The organism is Pseudomonas sp. Sample_11, from assembly GCF_004307505.1.
Taxonomy (GTDB): Bacteria; Pseudomonadota; Gammaproteobacteria; order Pseudomonadales; family Pseudomonadaceae; genus Aquipseudomonas; species Aquipseudomonas atacamensis.
The window spans coordinates 1-15,961 of record NZ_RCOD01000051.1 but is presented as its reverse complement, the minus strand read 5'-3'; the positions used below and the strand labels follow the sequence as shown (position 1 = coordinate 15,961).

General features: G+C 61.8%; 15 protein-coding genes. 6 read left to right on the top strand and 9 right to left on the bottom strand.

Annotation, left to right across the window (positions count from 1 at the left end; genetic code table 11):
* Positions 1 to 21: 21 nt before the first annotated feature.
* The 6 genes from ptsP to D8U60_RS14610 all read right to left on the bottom strand — a co-directional run bounded on the left by ptsP (position 22) and on the right by D8U60_RS14610 (position 6,982).
* Complete coding sequence (gene ptsP / locus D8U60_RS14640; RefSeq protein ID WP_130900366.1) at positions 22 to 2,535, bottom strand: phosphoenolpyruvate--protein phosphotransferase; 2,514 nt, start codon at positions 2,533 to 2,535, stop codon at positions 22 to 24.
* 148 nt (positions 2,536 to 2,683) lie between these two features.
* Positions 2,684 to 3,706 carry an SIS domain-containing protein gene (locus D8U60_RS14630; RefSeq protein WP_095180442.1) on the bottom strand — a complete coding sequence of 341 codons (1,023 nt, stop codon included), beginning with the start codon at positions 3,704 to 3,706 and terminating at the stop codon, positions 2,684 to 2,686.
* On the bottom strand, positions 3,687 to 4,793 hold the full coding sequence (gene nagA / locus D8U60_RS14625; RefSeq protein WP_130900365.1) for an N-acetylglucosamine-6-phosphate deacetylase: 1,107 nt from the start codon (positions 4,791 to 4,793) through the stop codon (positions 3,687 to 3,689). The genes D8U60_RS14630 and nagA overlap by 20 nt, the downstream gene beginning before the upstream one ends.
* Positions 4,794 to 4,822: 29 nt before the next feature.
* Complete coding sequence (locus D8U60_RS14620) at positions 4,823 to 5,554, bottom strand: GntR family transcriptional regulator (protein ID WP_016771550.1); 732 nt, start codon at positions 5,552 to 5,554, stop codon at positions 4,823 to 4,825.
* Positions 5,555 to 5,837: 283 nt separating this feature from the next.
* On the bottom strand, positions 5,838 to 6,353 hold the full coding sequence (locus tag D8U60_RS14615; RefSeq protein ID WP_024011712.1) for a L,D-transpeptidase family protein: 516 nt from the start codon (positions 6,351 to 6,353) through the stop codon (positions 5,838 to 5,840).
* Between the two features lie 74 nt (positions 6,354 to 6,427).
* Positions 6,428 to 6,982 (bottom strand): NUDIX hydrolase, encoded by a 555-nt coding sequence (locus tag D8U60_RS14610; RefSeq protein WP_056783116.1) that lies wholly within the window; start codon positions 6,980 to 6,982, stop codon positions 6,428 to 6,430.
* 147 nt (positions 6,983 to 7,129) lie between these two features.
* Between D8U60_RS14610 and D8U60_RS14605 the strand changes: the two genes are divergently transcribed.
* The 5 genes from D8U60_RS14605 (at position 7,130) to purT (ending at position 10,409) form a co-directional block, all read left to right on the top strand.
* Positions 7,130 to 7,729: a CoA pyrophosphatase gene (locus tag D8U60_RS14605; RefSeq protein WP_016771547.1), complete on the top strand. Its 600-nt coding sequence runs from the start codon at positions 7,130 to 7,132 to the stop codon at positions 7,727 to 7,729.
* Between the two features lie 39 nt (positions 7,730 to 7,768).
* Positions 7,769 to 8,293, top strand: coding sequence for a gamma carbonic anhydrase family protein (locus D8U60_RS14600; RefSeq protein ID WP_016771546.1), 525 nt, complete (start codon positions 7,769 to 7,771; stop codon positions 8,291 to 8,293).
* Complete coding sequence (locus tag D8U60_RS14595) at positions 8,290 to 8,505, top strand: DUF1289 domain-containing protein (RefSeq protein ID WP_039759143.1); 216 nt, start codon at positions 8,290 to 8,292, stop codon at positions 8,503 to 8,505. The genes D8U60_RS14600 and D8U60_RS14595 overlap by 4 nt, the downstream gene beginning before the upstream one ends.
* A gap of 154 nt (positions 8,506 to 8,659) precedes the next feature.
* Positions 8,660 to 9,127, top strand: a complete 468-nt coding sequence (locus D8U60_RS14590) for a VUT family protein (RefSeq protein ID WP_016771544.1) — start codon at positions 8,660 to 8,662, stop codon at positions 9,125 to 9,127.
* A 100-nt stretch (positions 9,128 to 9,227) separates the two neighbouring features.
* Entirely contained in the window at positions 9,228 to 10,409 is a 1,182-nt protein-coding gene (gene purT, locus D8U60_RS14585; RefSeq protein WP_024011715.1) for a formate-dependent phosphoribosylglycinamide formyltransferase, read from the top strand.
* Between the two features lie 118 nt (positions 10,410 to 10,527).
* On the opposite strand, the gene D8U60_RS14580 is transcribed toward purT, so the two are convergent.
* From D8U60_RS14580 to ccsA, 3 genes are all read right to left on the bottom strand, one after another.
* A complete protein-coding gene (locus D8U60_RS14580; protein WP_016771542.1) occupies positions 10,528 to 11,844 on the bottom strand; it encodes an MFS transporter in 1,317 nt (438 codons plus the stop codon).
* A 275-nt stretch (positions 11,845 to 12,119) separates the two neighbouring features.
* Positions 12,120 to 13,361: a transporter associated domain-containing protein gene (locus tag D8U60_RS14570; RefSeq protein WP_130900364.1), complete on the bottom strand. Its 1,242-nt coding sequence runs from the start codon at positions 13,359 to 13,361 to the stop codon at positions 12,120 to 12,122.
* Between the two features lie 12 nt (positions 13,362 to 13,373).
* On the bottom strand, positions 13,374 to 14,186 hold the full coding sequence (gene ccsA / locus D8U60_RS14565) for a cytochrome c biogenesis protein CcsA (RefSeq protein ID WP_016771539.1): 813 nt from the start codon (positions 14,184 to 14,186) through the stop codon (positions 13,374 to 13,376).
* Positions 14,187 to 14,396: 210 nt separating this feature from the next.
* Between ccsA and ffh the strand changes: the two genes are divergently transcribed.
* Entirely contained in the window at positions 14,397 to 15,773 is a 1,377-nt protein-coding gene (gene ffh / locus D8U60_RS14560; RefSeq protein ID WP_007967791.1) for a signal recognition particle protein, read from the top strand.
* Positions 15,774 to 15,961: the final 188 nt, after the last annotated feature.

The window sequence follows — 15,961 nt, the reverse complement described above, 5'->3', positions numbered from 1 at the left end:
CGTTTGTCCTTTTTGTTTTTGTTAGCGCAGAGGCCAATGTTGTTGACAGGCGTGGCGAACGGCGGCGGCGCTGGACAGCTTGAGCAAGTCGCGGCTCAGGCGCTGACATTCGGCTTCATGCAACTGACGTACGCGGTCCTTGATTTCACCGATCTGCACCGGGCTCACCGACAGTTCGGTGACGCCCAGACCCACCAGCACCGGCGTGGCCAGCGGGTCGGAGGCGAGGGCGCCGCAGACACCGACCCAGCGCTTGTGCACCGCCGCGCCTTCGCAGGTCATGGCGATCAGGCGCAGCAATGCCGGGTGCAGGGCATCGACCCGCGCCGCCAGCCCGGCGTGATCGCGGTCCATGGCCAGGGTGTATTGCGACAGATCGTTGGTGCCGATCGAGAGAAAGTCGGCGTGTTCGGCCAGTTGTTCGGCTTGCAGCGCGGCGGCGGGGACTTCGATCATCACGCCGATTTCCGGGCGCTCGGCAATGCCCAGCTCAAGGCGCAAGGCATCGACGCGCTGGCGGATGTGCAGCAGTTCGTCGACCTCGGTGACCATCGGCAACAGAATCCGGCAACGCGACAACGGCTTGACCTGCAACAGCGCGCGCAGTTGCTGATCGAGAATTTCCGGGCGCGCCTGGGCCAGACGAATGCCGCGCAGACCGAGCACTGGGTTGGCCTCGGCGGGCAGCGGCAGGTAGTCGAGTTGCTTGTCGCCGCCGACGTCGATGGTGCGGATGATCACTGACTTGTCGCCCATGGCATCGATCACCGCTTGATAGGCGCTGCGCTGTTCTTCGACGTCCGGTGCCGTCTGGCGATCGACGAAGAGAAACTCGGTGCGCAACAGGCCTACACCATCAGCACCGTTGGCAAATGCGTCTGCCGCTTCGTTGCTTGAGGCGACATTGGCGACCACTTCGATGTGCACGCCATTGCGCGTTTCAGCGGGCAAATGGGCTTTGGCCTGTTGGCTGTCGCGACGCTGCCGACGCTCGATTTGTGCCTGTTGCACTTCGCTCAGGCGCTCGGCGTTTGGCGTCAATTCGAGGCGCCCGCCGTCAGCGTCGAGCACCACGGCCTGATCTTGCGGTTGCTCTAGCAATTGCGCGCCCAAAGCCACGAGGCACGGCAGACCTTTGCCGCGCGCCAGAATCGCTACGTGGGAGGTCGCGCCGCCCTCGGCCATGCACAACCCGGCGACACCTTGCGCGCTGAGTTGCAGCAGATCCGATGGCGTCAGTTCATGGGCGGCAACGATGGCGCCGGCCGGCACCTGGTATCCCCAGGCCTCGCCAAGCAGAGCGCGCAGGACGCGTTGCTTGAGGTCGCGCAAATCGTTGGCACGTTCGGCCAGCAGCGGACTGCCGGTGCCTTGGAGCATGTCGCACTGGGTGTCGATCGACTGACTCCAGGCGTGCGTCGCAGCGGTGCCTTGCGCGATGAATTGCTGCGCGGCGTCGATCAGGGCCGGGTCTTCAAGCAGCGCCATGTGTGCGGCGAAGATCGCTTCTTCGTCGGCGTTCTTGTGCTTTTTCGCCTGGGCGAGGGTGGCGGCGATTTCGCTGCGCACCGCGTTCAATGCCGTTTCAAGCGTCTGCTGCTGTTGCACTGGATCGTGATGGCCCGTATCCGCCGGCAAGGTGATCGCGTTCAAGCGAAACAACGGCCCGGCGACCAGCCCCGGCGCCGCGCAAACACCGTGCAACACGCCAGCCTCGGCCGGGCGTTTCAGCGCGGCTGTGGTGGTCGGCGCTTGCCCGTGATGATCGTCCGGCAGCGCCGTGGCCAATGCGCTGAGCAAGGCTTGCAGCGCGGCATCGGCGTCCGGTCCCTGACAGCTGACCTGCACTTCATCCTGCTCACCGATCGCCAGGCCCATCAAACCGATCAGACTGTTGCACGGCGCCGATTTGCCGTTGAAATGCAGTTGTGAGTGGCTGCTGAACCCCTGGGCGGTCTGGCGGATCAGCGCAGCCGGGCGCGCATGCAGGCCACCGCGATGAGCGACCTGCACTTGACCACGAACCTCAGGCCCGCCGCTTGTATCGGTATTCGCCGCCACCACATTGCGCGCGATGATGTGCAGCAACGGCTCGCCGACTTTCACCGCTTTGAGGGTGATCGGCCGCACCTGAAAATCCGCGCTGTTGGTCAGGATCAACAGGCTGACCAGGCTTTTGCAGTGCTGGCCGACCTTGTCCAGGTCATAACGCAGCAGCGGCTGACCGAGGCTGACGCGATCGCTTTCCTCGACCAGCATGGCGAAACCTTCGCCGTTCAGCTCAACGGTATCGAGGCCCAGATGCAGGAGGATTTCCGCACCGTTGTCGGCACGCACGGTCACCGCGTGGCTGCTGCGTGCGACGTGGATGACCACCCCGGCGCAGGGCGAATACAGCGTGTCGTTGAGCGGGTCGATGGCGATGCCGTCGCCCATCGCGCCACTGGCGAACACCGCGTCCGGGACGTTGGCGAGCGTCAGTACCGGGCCGCTGAGCGGGGCGCTGAGGGTCAGCTCTTTATTGTTGTCGGGCATGGCTGGGTCTCATCAGTTGAATCTCGGTTCGATGTCCCCTGTAGGAGCTGCCGAAGGCTGCGATCTTTTGATCTTGTTTTTATGGGTCGAGATCAAAAGATCGCAGCCTTCGGCAGCTCCTACATGGAGTTACGTCCTTTAGCCGCTATCAGTGCGTGCGGGTCACTTTGCTCAAATGGCGCGGCTGATCCGGGTCCATGCCCCGAGCCACGGCCAGGCCTGCGGCCATCACGTAGAAACTCTGGATCGCCAGAATCGGGTCGAGGGCCGGGTGTTCGGCGCGGGTCAGGGTCAGGTCGCGTTCGTTGACGTCATCCGGCGCGGCGAGCAAGACCCGGGCGCCGCGCTGGCGCATTTCCGCCGCCAGGCTCAGCAGGCCGGCCTGCTCGGCGCCGCGTGGGGCGAAAACCAGCAGCGGATAGTGTTCGTCGATCAGCGCCATCGGGCCGTGACGCACTTCGGCACTGCTGAACGCTTCGGCCTGAATCGCCGAGGTTTCCTTGAATTTCAGTGCCGCTTCCTGGGCAATCGCGAAACCGGCGCCACGGCCGATCACCATCAGGCGCTCGCAATCGCGCAGGGCTTCGATGGCCACGCTCCAGTCCTGTTTCGCCGCTTCGCGCAGGCCTTCTGGCAGCGCATCGTGGGCTTGCAGCAATTCGCTGTCCTCTTTCCAGTGCGCGATCAAGCGCGCGCTGGCGCTGAGGGTGGCGATAAAACTCTTGGTCGCGGCGACGCTGCTTTCCGTGCCGGCGAGCAGCGGCAGGCTGAATTCACACGCTGCCTCCAGTGGCGAGTCGGCAGCGTTAACCATCGACACGCTCAGCGCGCCACGCTTGCGCAACAGGCGCAGGCTGTTGACCAGATCCGGGCTCTGTCCCGACTGCGAAAACGCAAAGGCGACCTGACCGCTGACTTTCAGCGGCGCCTGCTGCATGGTCACCACCGACATCGGCAACGAGGCCACCGGCACGCCCAGTTGCTGCATGGTCAGGTAGGCGAAGTAGCTCGCCGCGTGGTCGGAGCTGCCACGGGCGACGGTCATCGCCACTTGCGGCGGCTGACGGCGCAGGCGCCCGGCGATCTCGATCATCGGCGCGTCGAGCTGTTGCAGTTGGGCTTGCACGGCCTCGAACGAGGACAGCGCCTCCTCAAGCATTTTTGAAGTCAATGTCTTCTCCTTCGACCATGACGGCGGTCAGTGTGAGTGAGCGATCGAGCCGCACGCTGTCGGCCCAGGCGCCGGGGGCAAGGCGCCCGCGTTCGGTAATGCCGAGGTAGTCGGCGGGAAATTGCGACAGACGCTGCGAGGCTTCGGCGATCGGCAGACCGATCTTGACCAGATTGCGCAGGGCCTGATCCATGGTCAGGGTGCTGCCGGCCAGCGTGCCGTCGGGCAGGCGCACGCCGCCCAGGCATTTGGTCACGGTGTGGCTGCCAAGCTTGTATTCACCGTCGGGCATGCCGGCGGCGGCGGTCGAATCGGTGACGCAATACAGGCACGGGATCGAACGCAGGGCCACGCGAATGGCGCCGGGGTGTACGTGCAGCAGATCGGGAATCAGCTCGGCGTATTTGGCGTGGGCCAGTGCTGCGCCGACGATGCCCGGCTCGCGGTGATGCAGCGGGCTCATGGCGTTGTAGAGGTGGGTGAAACTGCTGGCACCGGCAGCCAGCGCGGCGACGCCTTCCTCGTAGCTGCCGAGGGTGTGGCCGATCTGCATGCGGATGCCACGGCTGCTCAGCTCGCGAATCAACGCATCGTGGCCAGCGATTTCCGGGGCGATGGTGATGACGCGGATCGGCGCCAGCGCCAGATACTCTTCGACTTCGGCCATCAACGCGGTGTGGGCGAAGTTCGGTTGAGCGCCGAGTTTTCCCGGGTTGATGTAAGGGCCTTCAAGGTGTACGCCAAGCACTCGCGCGGCGCCTTTCGGACGCTGTTCGCAGAATTGTCCTACCTCTTTCAGGACATTTGAGATCTCCGCACTCGGCGCAGTCATTGTCGTGGCCAACAGCGAAGTGGTGCCGAAACGCACGTGGGTTCTGCTGATGGTTTCGAAGGCTTCGGCGCCTTCCATAATGTCTTTGCCACCGCCGCCGTGCACATGCAGGTCGATGAAACCCGGCAGCAGATAGGGCAGATCGTTAGCCGCCGGATCGCAGGGCAAGCCTTCGATCGACACGACCTTGCCGTGTTCGTGAATCAGCCGGCCGCGAACCCAGCCGCTGGCGGTGAGGATGTTGTCTTCGGACATTTCGCTTCTCTCGTTTGGCTTGCTGCTGATCAGCGGCGAAGCTCTGCAACAAAGTCGTAGTAGTCGTTGCGGCAATAGGTGTCGGTGACTTCGATCGGCGTGTTGTCTTCCAGATAGCCGACCCGGGTCATCAGCAGCATGGCGGTGCCGGGGGCGATGCCGACCAGTGCGGCGAATTCGTCCGAGGCGTTGATTGCCTGGATGTGCTGAAGGGCGCGGACGATCGGTTTGCCGATGCCGTCGAGGTATTCGTAAAGCGAATCGCCCACCGCTTGCGGCCTGGGCATGATCGAGGCGGGCAGGGTGCTCATCTCGATCGCCATGACCGTGTCATCGGCTTTGCGCAGGCGTTTCATGCGCGCCACCTTGTCATTCGGCGACAGGCCGAGGCGGATCAGTTCTTCGTGGGTCGGCAGGGTGATTTCCCGCTCCAGCCATTTCGAACTCGGTACGAAACCTTTCAGGCGCAGCATTTCGCTGAAGCCGGACAGACGCGACAGCGGTTGTTCCAGCCGTGGGGTGATGAACGTGCCCGAGCCTTGCAGACGGCGGATCAGGCCTTGCTCGAGCAAGACTTCCAGCGCCTTGCGTGCGGTGACCCGGGAGATGCCGAGCTGGTCGCTGAGGTTGCGCTCGGACGGCATCGCCTGTTCGGCCTTCCACTGCCCGGCATGAATCGCTGCTTCCAGATTGCGCGCCAGTTGCAAGTACAGCGGCGTCGGCTGGGAGTCATCGGGACGTAGGGTTTGAAGGTCGTTCATGTAGGTCGTTTCCGTCGCGAGTATAGGATTGTTGTGGCTCGCTTGTGCGACGGAAGCTAATACCACTTGAATACCATGTCAACGCGATGAAATGGCGTCTGACCCAATGGATTGGCGGGTTTCAGGGGGCAGCGTTTAAAGTGGTATTAGTGATGGCCTATAAAAAGCAAAAGATCGCAGCCTGCGACAGCTTCTACAGTTGAGAGTGGTATCACCCCTGTAGGCGCTGTCGCAGGCTGCGATCTTTTGAATTATTTTTTTTGCGGGTGACCAGCGGTCGAGGTTACGGACGAATCTCGATCATCGTGCCGTCCGGTACCAGATTCCACACTTCACGCATGTCGACGTTGCGCATGGCGATGCAGCCGTCGGTCCAGTCGAGGGTGTGGAACAACTGCTCAGGGTTATCTGCCGAATCCGGAGTGCCGTGGATCATGATCATCCCGCCGGGCTCGACACCTTCACGGCGTGCGCGGGCGGCATCGCTGATGTTCGGGTAGGAGATGTGCATCGACAGGTTGAATTTGTCGCTGGTCTTGCGCCAGTCGATCCAATAGAAACCTTCGGGTGTGCGTTTGTCGCCCTCGATCAGTTTCGGGCCTTTCTTCGCGCCCTTGCCCAAGGAGATGCGATAGGTCTTCAGCGGCTTGCCGTCGGCAATCAACTGCAGTTGGTGGGCCGATTTCAGTACCAGGACTTTTTCGATCAGCGGAGTGTTCGAGGGCGTCACGGTGGTCACGAATGACGCTTGCGAAACGCTGACGAACGACAGGCACAACAGGGCAAGCAACCAGCGCATTGAAACGATTCCCCAGGGAGTGACGCAATCAGGTTTTAGGTAGGAGCTGCCAAAGGCTGCGATCTTTTGATCTTCTAGCCAACAATCACCGGCTGAACCAATGGCGGAATCGATTCCGAACGAACCGGATACTTCTCGACGCGCCGATCAGCGAAGAAGCATTCTAAGGTACGCCCGACCGTGCGGAAAGCCAGCTCGTCCCAGGGAATGTCGGCTTCTTCGAACAGCTGCACTTCAAGGCTTTCCGGCCCGGCCGCATACTGCAGATCGGCCAGTTCAGCGCGGAAGAACACATGCACCTGGCTGATGTGCGGCACGTCGATCAGCGTGTAGATGCTCAAGTTGCGCACCCGGGCGCAGGCTTCTTCGGCGGTTTCGCGGATGGCGGCCTGCTCGATGGTCTCGCCGTTTTCCATGAAGCCGGCAGGTAGCGTCCAGTAACCGAGACGCGGCTCGATGGCGCGGCGGCAGAGCAGCACTTTCGTCCCCCAGGTCGGCACGCAACCGGCGACGATATTGGGGTTCTGGTAGTGAATGGTCTGACAGCTGTCGCAGACAAATCGCAGCCGCGAGTCGCCTTCGGGAATGCGCTGGGTGACCGGGTTACCGCAGTGGCTGCAAAATTTCATGCTCGGGTTCCTGAATGCTGCGCCTATCTTGGCGTGCAGCGGGGCCGGTCGGCAAGTTGTCGTTTCGCGACACGACGGGTTTCGGGGGCTTGGGCGCTCGCTTTGATTGGTGCATGATGCGGAGCAAGGCACCGATCGAGAACACTCATGCTGGACGAGCTACTGCATAGGGTAAGCAACCACACACCGCGCACGCTGGAGACCGACGCACGTTTCCCCGAAGCCGCCGTGCTGGTGCCGATCACCCGCAGTGACGAACCGGAACTGGTCCTGACCCTGCGCGCCAGCGGGCTTTCGACCCACGGCGGCGAGGTCGCCTTCCCCGGAGGGCGCCGCGACCCGGAAGATCCGGACCTCATATTCACCGCGCTGCGCGAAGCCGAAGAAGAAATCGGCCTGCCGCCGGGTCTGGTCGAAGTCATTGGCCCGCTCAGTCCGCTGATCTCCCTGCACGGCATCAAGGTAACGCCGTATGTCGGCGTGATTCCCGACTTTGTCGAATACCAGCCCAATGATGCCGAGATCGCCGCCGTCTTCAGCGTGCCGCTGGAATTCTTCCGCAAGGACCCGCGTGAGCATACCCATCGCATCGATTATCAGGGCCGCAGTTGGTACGTGCCGAGCTATCGCTTCGGCGAGTACAAGATCTGGGGGCTGACGGCGATCATGATCGTCGAGTTGATCAACCTGCTCTATGACGCCAAAATCAGCCTGCACCGACCGCCGAAAAGCTTTATCGATACCTGAGCCGTCGTTCGAACGGCCGTGAGCCCTGAGGAAAACAAGATGAAATACCGCCTGGGCGACGCCCGTGTCGAAACCCATCCACAGAGCTGGGTCGCGCCCAATGCCGTGCTGGTGGGCAAGGTTCGCCTGGAAGAGGGCGCCAACGTCTGGTTCAACGCCGTATTGCGCGGCGACAACGAACTGATCCTCATCGGCAAGAACAGCAATGTGCAGGACGGCACGGTGATGCACACCGACATGGGGTATCCACTGACCATCGGTACCGGCGTGACCATCGGCCACAACGCCATGCTCCACGGCTGCACGGTCGGCGATTACAGCCTGATCGGTATCAACGCGGTGATTCTCAACGGCGCGAAGATCGGCAAAAACTGCATCATCGGCGCCAATTCCCTGATCGGCGAAGGCAAGGAAATTCCCGACGGTTCGCTGGTGATGGGCTCGCCGGGCAAGGTCGTGCGTGAACTGACCGAGGCGCAGAAAAAGATGCTCGAAGCCAGCGCCGCGCACTATGTGCATAACTCGCAGCGTTACGCCCGCGATCTGGTCGAGCAGGAACAATGACGACTGTTGAACGACCAGTCGCCTCGCCGTGCGTGAATATTTGCGCGCTGGATGAAGATGACGTTTGTACCGGATGCCAGCGCACGGTCGCGGAGATCACCCGCTGGGGCCGCATGAACAATGACGAGCGCCGCGTGGTGCTGGGGTTGTGTCATGAACGGGCGAAGGCGAGTGGATTGGTCTGGATGATTCCCGCGAAGTCAGGCGTCTGAACCACCGCTTTCGCGAGCAGGCTCGCTCCCGCCTTGAAAATGCATTCCACTGTGGGAGCGAGCCTGCTCGCGAAGACGTCGGTCCTGTCACCGCACCTATTGGCGCAATACCAGCGCTCAAGTAACCTGTGCGCCACATTTACAGGCCGCCCCCATGATCTTCCTCATCGCCTACATCAGCAGCGTCGTGCTGATCAACTTCGCCTTTTCCACCGCACCGCACCTGGACATCATCTGGTCGGCCTGGGGCGGGCTGGTGTTTGTGCTGCGCGACATGGTGCAAACGCGCTTCGGTCATGGCGCGATCGTGGCGATGCTGGCGGCGCTGGTGCTCTCCTACATCACGTCCGACCCTTCCATCGCGCTGGCCAGCGCCACGGCGTTCGCGGTTTCCGAGTGCATCGACTGGCTGGTGTTCAGCATCACCAAGCGGCCGTTGCGTGATCGTCTGTGGATCAGTTCGGCGCTGAGCATTCCGCTGGATACCTTCATCTTTTTCGGCATGATCGACGCCTTGACGCCGCCGGTGATCATCACCGCGCTGGCCTCCAAGTTCGCCGGCGTTACCGCGGTCTGGCTGATCATGGCCTGGCGTGATCGCAAACAGGCTGTCGCCAGCTGAAGCCAAACCCTCGGGTTCATGTAAAATGCCGCGCTTTCTCCCCATGGAAAGCGCACTTGCGTGGCTTTCCTCGATGATCCGCTTCCTTTGAGGACCTGAGATGACCCGTATCGGAACTCCATTGTCGCCAACCGCGACCCGCGTATTGCTGTGTGGCTGTGGTGAGTTGGGCAAGGAAGTGGTAATCGAACTGCAGCGCCTGGGCGTTGAAGTGATTGCCGTCGACCGCTACGCCAACGCGCCGGCCATGCAAGTCGCCCATCGCAGCCACGTGATCAACATGCTCGACGGCGCTGCTTTGCGTGCAGTGATCGAAGCCGAGAAGCCGCACTTCATCGTGCCGGAAATCGAAGCCATCGCCACCGCCACGCTGGTCGAGCTGGAAGCCGAAGGCTTCACCGTGATTCCGACCGCGCGTGCGGCGCAGCTGACCATGAACCGCGAAGGCATCCGTCGTCTGGCTGCCGAAGAGCTGGACCTGCCGACCTCGCCGTACCACTTTGCCGACACCTTCGAGGACTACAGCAAAGCCGTTCAGGACCTGGGTTTCCCTTGCGTGGTCAAGCCGGTGATGAGTTCGTCGGGCAAGGGTCAGAGCCTGCTGCGCAGCGCTGATGACGTACAGAAAGCCTGGGATTACGCGCAAGAGGGCGGTCGCGCCGGCAAAGGTCGGGTGATCATCGAAGGCTTCATCGACTTTGACTACGAAATCACCCTGCTGACCGTGCGCCACATTGGCGGCACCACGTTCTGCGCACCGGTCGGCCACCGTCAGGAGAAGGGCGACTATCAGGAATCCTGGCAGCCGCAGGCCATGAGCCCGATTGCTCTGGCTGAATCCGAGCGCGTTGCCAAAGCAGTCACTGAAGCACTGGGTGGCCGTGGTCTGTTCGGCGTTGAGCTGTTCATCAAAGGCGATCAGGTGTGGTTCAGCGAAGTCTCGCCACGGCCGCATGACACCGGTCTGGTCACGCTGATTTCTCAGGACCTGTCGCAATTCGCCCTGCATGCCCGCGCCATTCTTGGCCTGCCGGTACCGCTGATCCGTCAGTTCGGCCCGTCGGCGTCGGCAGTGATTCTGGTGGAAGGGCAGTCGACCCAGACCGCATTTGCCAACCTGGGCGCTGCGTTGAGCGAGCCGGACACCGCGCTGCGTCTGTTCGGCAAGCCGGAAGTGAACGGCCAGCGCCGCATGGGCGTGGCGCTGGCCCGTGATGAGTCGATCGAGGCTGCACGTGCCAAGGCGACCCGTGCATCGCAGGCGGTTGTTGTCGAGCTGTAAACCGGGTCGCGGCAGCTATTCGCGAGCAGGCGCGCTCCCACATGGGATTGGGTGAACAGAGAATCTGTGACCAATCCCAAAACCCTGTGGGAGCGGGCTTGCCCGCGATAGCGATCTGTCAGGCAACCTGATTCAGATCGTTATTGCGCGTCTCCTTCAAGCACAGCACCGCAATCAGACTCAACACCGCCGCCGCCGACACATACCCGCCGACATAGCTCAACCCACCCATCGCCACCAGTTTCTGCGCAAAGAACGGCGCTGCCGAGGCTCCGACGATCCCGCCCAGGTTGTACGCCGCGGAAGCGCCGGTATAACGCACGTGGGTCGGAAACAGCTCAGGCAACAGCGCGCCCATCGGTGCGAATGTCACGCCCATCAAAAACAACTCGATGCACAGAAACAGCGCCACGCCCCAGGTCGAGCCCTGCGTCAGCAATGGCTCCATGAGAAATCCGGACAGAATCGCCAGCACGCCACCGATGATCAGCACCGGTTTGCGCCCGTAACGGTCGCTGGCCCAAGCGGATAATGGCGTCGCGGCGGCCATGAACAACACGGCAAAGCACAGCAGGCCGAGGAACGTTTCGCGGCTGTAACCCAGCGTCGATACGCCATAGCTCAGGGAAAACACCGTCGAGATATAGAACAGCGCATAGCAGACGACCATTGCCGCCGCACCGAGCAGGGTCGGCGCCCAGTATTGGCTGAACAACTCCACCAGCGGCACTTTTACTCGCTCCTGACGGGCGATCGCATTGGCGAACACTGGCGTTTCATGCAATTTCAGGCGCACATACAGGCCGACCATCACCAGCGCCGCACTGAGCAGAAACGGAATACGCCAGCCCCAACTGCGGAACTGTTCGTCATCCAAGGTCATTGCCAAGGTCAGGAACAGGCCGTTGGCTGCAAGAAAACCAATCGATGGCCCGAGCTGCGGGAACATGCCGAACCACGCGCGTTTGCCCTTCGGCGCGTTTTCCGTGGCCAGCAGCGCCGCACCGCCCCATTCGCCGCCAAGACCCAGGCCCTGACCGAAACGCAGCACGCACAGCAGAATCGGCGCCCAGGCCCCAATGCTGTCGTAGCCCGGCAACACGCCAATCAAGGTGGTGCACACGCCCATCAACAGCAGCGAGGCGACCAGCGTCGATTTACGACCGATACGGTCGCCGAAGTGGCCAAACAGTGCCGAACCCAGTGGTCGGGCGAGGAAGGCAATGCCGAAAGTGAGAAAAGCGGAAAGCATCTGCGCCGTGCCGGAGGTCTGCGGAAAGAACACCGGCCCGATCACCAGCGCCGCAGCAGTGGCGTAAACGTAGAAGTCGTAGAACTCGATGGCGGTGCCGATGAAGCTTGCCGTGGCCACGCGGGTGGCGGAATTGGTCGGCTGGGCAGGCGCGGTTTCGCTGTAAGCGGTATGGGTCGTCATGCGGTGATCCCTGACAGTCATGAGCTCCAGTGGAGCGAATTATTATGGTCGAACACCCAGGGATGTGGGGTAGGGCGCGAGCGCTGTTTCGAGTAGGAACAGTCGTCGGTTTGCAGCGGAAACAGTCAGGATCCGGGCAGTGCCGGGTAGGCACAGGGATCGACGGCGCTTGGGTAAGCGCCTCGATTATAGGAAGGGGGCTAACGATCAAACAAGCGCAAAAGATCGCAGGGTAGGAGCTGCCGAAGGCTGCGATCTTTTGATCTTTTGATCTTTTATCTGGCGGGCACCAAAGCAGGAGCAGAAGATGTATGCCAGATCAGCACCTTGCTCACCCGGTTCTCCTCGGTCTCGAGGATTTCCAGTCGATAACGCCCGATCTTCAGGCACACCGCGCTTTCCGGAATGGTTTCCAGCGCTTCGGTGACCAGGCCGTTGAGCGTCTTCGGCCCGTCGCTCGGCAGGTGCCAGCCCAGGCACTTGTTCAGGTCGCGGATCGACGCGGCGCCATCAATCACCATACGCCCGTCGGCTTGGGGATGGATGTGCGGGTTGTCGAGGCTGTGCTCGCTTTCGAATTCGCCGACGATCTCTTCGAGAATGTCTTCAAGGGTGACGATGCCCAGCACTTCGCCGTATTCATCGACGACCATGCCGAGGCGGCGTTGCTGCTTGTGGAAGTTCAGCAGTTGCAGTTGCAGCGGCGTGCTTTCCGGGACGAAGTAAGGCTCGTAGCTGGCGGCCAGCAGTGCCTCGCGGGTCAATCCGCCGTTGCTCAGCAAATGGCCGATCTGGCGGGTGTTGAGCACCGCTTCGACCTGATTGATGTCACTGTGAAACACCGGCAGACGCGTGCGCTTGTTCTCGCGCAGTTGCTCGATGATCTCTTCGATCGAATCGTCGAGGTTGATGCCGTCGACGTCACTGCGCGGCACCAGAATGTCGTTGACCGTGATGTTGTCCAGCGCATGGATGCCCGACACCGGGTGGGCGCGGACCGGATGTTCGGGATCATCATCGTGATCGGCCGGCAACTCGTCCTCGCTCTGCTGCACCACCTGAGCCTTGCGCGTGAACGGGGTCATCAGCAAAGCGCTGACCCGGCTGAACAGCCACGCGAACGGGTAGACGATTTTCATCGGCACGGTCAGCAGGGCATTGCCGAACGCCAGCACGGCATCCGGATAGCGCCGAGCCACGGTGCGCGGGAAATAATCGGCGAACACCAACAGGATGCCACCGGCGCCCAGGCACGCCGCCCATGGGCCGTTTTCTTCGCAGAGAAAAATCGCCAGCAGCGTCGCGATGATCACCGCGAGAGCGCGACACAGGGTGTTACAGAGGATCAGGCTGTCGAGCGGGAAGCTCAGCTTCGCCAGCGGTTTATCGCTGGCGCGCGAGGCGATACGTTGCGCAAGCAGGTGCTGCTGCGCGATTTCGACGGCGGTAAACAGCCCTGACCATAAAATCAGCAGGACAAATACCGCGAGCATCGGCCCTATGGGCAAACCGTCCATTTATGCCGCCCGTCAGATGTGCAGTATGTATTCACGAACCAGTTTGCTGCCGAAGTACGCCAGCATCAGCAGGCAGAAACCGGCGAGGGTCCAGCGAATCGCCTTGTGGCCGCGCCAGCCCAGACGGTTGCGACCCCACAACAGCACGCTGAAGACAATCCATGCCAGACAGGCCAGCAGGGTCTTGTGCACCAGATGCTGGGCGAACAGATTCTCAACGAACAGCCAACCGGAAATCAGTGACAGCGACAGCAGCGTCCAGCCGGCCCAGAGAAAGCCGAACAGCAGGCTTTCCATGGTTTGCAGGGGCGGGAAGTTCTTGATCAGCCCGGACGGGTGCTTGTGCTTGAGCTGATGGTCCTGAACCAGCAGCAGCAACGCCTGGAACACGGCGATGGTGAACATGCCGTAGGCGAGGATCGACAATAGAATGTGCGCGAGGATGCCCGGCTCTTCATCGATGATCTGCACCGTGCCGGTCGGCGCGAACTGCGCCAGCAATACCGTGATCGCGCCCAGCGGGAACAGCAGCACCAGCAGGTTTTCCACCGGGATCCGCGAACAGGCCAGCAGAGTCAGGGCAATCACCGCAGCGGCAATCAGGCTGGACGCACTGAAAAAGTCCAGGCCAAGGCCGATCGGGGTCAATAGATGTGTAAGCAGGCTGGCGCCGTGGGCGAGCACGGCGAAGACGCCGAGGCTGACCAGCAGGCGCTTGTTCGCCTTGGCGCCGGTGGCCAGGCGGGTGCTTTGATAGACGGTCGCAGCGGCATAGAGCAGGGCGGCGGCGAGGGTGGTCAGCAAACTGGGTGACAAGGGGAGCATAAATCCTGTTAGGCGAGCCCGAAAGGCGCTGAGTTTGGCATAGAACCGCCACGGCACGAAAGACTCCCCAAGCTGACGGCGAGGTGTCCGCCGGCCGCAGTCTTCGCTATAATCCGCGACCTGCCCACGCCGCAGGCTCGCCGAGCACATGTTGATTCCGGTCTGGGCCGCCATTATCCCGGTTCGTACAGGGCCTGAAAGGATCGCGCAATGTTTGAAAACTTAACCGACCGTCTCTCGCAGACGCTGCGCCATGTCACCGGCAAGGCCAAGCTGACCGAGGACAATATCAAAGACACCCTGCGTGAAGTGCGCATGGCGTTGCTCGAAGCTGACGTCGCATTGCCGGTGGTCAAGGACTTCGTCAATTCGGTCAAGGAGCGCGCTGTCGGCACCGAGGTGTCGCGCAGCCTGACGCCGGGCCAGGCATTCGTGAAGATCGTCCAGGCCGAACTCGAAAGCCTGATGGGTGCGGCCAACGAAGACCTCAACCTGAGTGCCGTTCCGCCAGCCGTGATTCTGATGGCCGGTCTGCAGGGCGCGGGTAAAACCACCACCGCCGGCAAACTGGCGCGCTTTCTTAAAGAGCGCAAGAAGAAGTCGGTCATGGTCGTGTCTGCGGACATTTACCGTCCGGCCGCGATCAAGCAGTTGGAAACCCTGGCCAACGACATCGGCGTGACGTTCTTCCCGTCCGACCTGAGCCAGAAGCCGGTCGACATCGCCAATGCGGCTATTAAAGAAGCCAAACTGAAATTCATCGACGTGGTCATCGTCGATACCGCCGGTCGTCTGCACATCGACGAAGAGATGATGGGCGAGATCAAGGCGCTGCACGCCGCGATCAACCCGGTAGAAACCCTGTTCGTGGTCGACGCCATGACCGGTCAGGACGCCGCCAACACGGCCAAGGCGTTCGGCGATGCGCTGCCGCTGACCGGTGTGATCCTGACCAAGGTCGACGGCGACGCCCGTGGCGGTGCCGCGCTGTCGGTGCGCGCCATCACCGGCAAGCCGATCAAGTTCATCGGTATGGGCGAGAAGAGCGAAGCGCTCGATCCGTTCCACCCTGAGCGTATCGCCTCGCGGATCCTCGGCATGGGCGACGTGCTCAGCCTGATCGAGCAGGCCGAAGCGACGCTGGACAAGGACAAGGCCGACAAACTGGCCAAGAAGCTGAAGAAAGGCAAGGGCTTCGACCTCGAAGACTTCCGCGATCAGCTGCAACAGATGAAGAACATGGGCGGCCTCGGCGGGCTCATGGACAAACTGCCGAGCATCGGCGGCGTCAACCTGTCGCAGATGGGCAATGCCCAGAACGCCGCAGAGAAGCAGTTCAAGCAGATGGAAGCCATCATCAATTCCATGACCCCGGCCGAGCGCCGCGACCCTGAGCTGATCAGCGGTTCGCGCAAGCGCCGGATCGCCATGGGTTCCGGCACGCAGGTGCAGGACATCGGCCGCTTGATCAAGCAGCACAAGCAGATGCAGAAGATGATGAAGAAATTCACCGCCAAGGGCGGTATGGCAAAAATGATGCGCGGCATGGGCGGTATGTTGCCCGGCGGCGGCATGCCGAAAATGTAAAGACTTCGCCGGTCGTCGCACCGGCGCAGACCCTGCAAGGACGCAGGATCAACAGCAAACCCGCACTCGGCGGGAGCTGACTGGCCGTTTTTATCGACGGCTCTCTATGCAAATCTGCACGGCATGCCATGGGCGCCGGAAAAAGTCATTTGCAAAAGTCCGGATATTCCTTAGAATATGCGGCCTTT

What these genes read in the sequence shown, in the direction of transcription:
- ptsP (WP_130900366.1), bottom strand. Translation starts at nt 2,535, where the DNA reads ATGCCCGACAACAATAAAGAGCTGACCCTCAGCGCCCCGCTCAGCGGC.
- nagA (WP_130900365.1), bottom strand. Translation starts at nt 4,793, where the DNA reads ATGTCCGAAGACAACATCCTCACCGCCAGCGGCTGGGTTCGCGGCCGG.
- D8U60_RS14620 (WP_016771550.1), bottom strand. Translation starts at nt 5,554, where the DNA reads ATGAACGACCTTCAAACCCTACGTCCCGATGACTCCCAGCCGACGCCG.
- D8U60_RS14615 (WP_024011712.1), bottom strand. Translation starts at nt 6,353, where the DNA reads ATGCGCTGGTTGCTTGCCCTGTTGTGCCTGTCGTTCGTCAGCGTTTCG.
- D8U60_RS14610 (WP_056783116.1), bottom strand. Translation starts at nt 6,982, where the DNA reads ATGAAATTTTGCAGCCACTGCGGTAACCCGGTCACCCAGCGCATTCCC.
- D8U60_RS14605 (WP_016771547.1), top strand. Translation starts at nt 7,130, where the DNA reads ATGCTGGACGAGCTACTGCATAGGGTAAGCAACCACACACCGCGCACG.
- D8U60_RS14600 (WP_016771546.1), top strand. Translation starts at nt 7,769, where the DNA reads ATGAAATACCGCCTGGGCGACGCCCGTGTCGAAACCCATCCACAGAGC.
- D8U60_RS14595 (WP_039759143.1), top strand. Translation starts at nt 8,290, where the DNA reads ATGACGACTGTTGAACGACCAGTCGCCTCGCCGTGCGTGAATATTTGC.
- D8U60_RS14590 (WP_016771544.1), top strand. Translation starts at nt 8,660, where the DNA reads ATGATCTTCCTCATCGCCTACATCAGCAGCGTCGTGCTGATCAACTTC.
- purT (WP_024011715.1), top strand. Translation starts at nt 9,228, where the DNA reads ATGACCCGTATCGGAACTCCATTGTCGCCAACCGCGACCCGCGTATTG.
- D8U60_RS14580 (WP_016771542.1), bottom strand. Translation starts at nt 11,844, where the DNA reads ATGACGACCCATACCGCTTACAGCGAAACCGCGCCTGCCCAGCCGACC.
- D8U60_RS14570 (WP_130900364.1), bottom strand. Translation starts at nt 13,361, where the DNA reads ATGGACGGTTTGCCCATAGGGCCGATGCTCGCGGTATTTGTCCTGCTG.
- ccsA (WP_016771539.1), bottom strand. Translation starts at nt 14,186, where the DNA reads ATGCTCCCCTTGTCACCCAGTTTGCTGACCACCCTCGCCGCCGCCCTG.
- ffh (WP_007967791.1), top strand. Translation starts at nt 14,397, where the DNA reads ATGTTTGAAAACTTAACCGACCGTCTCTCGCAGACGCTGCGCCATGTC.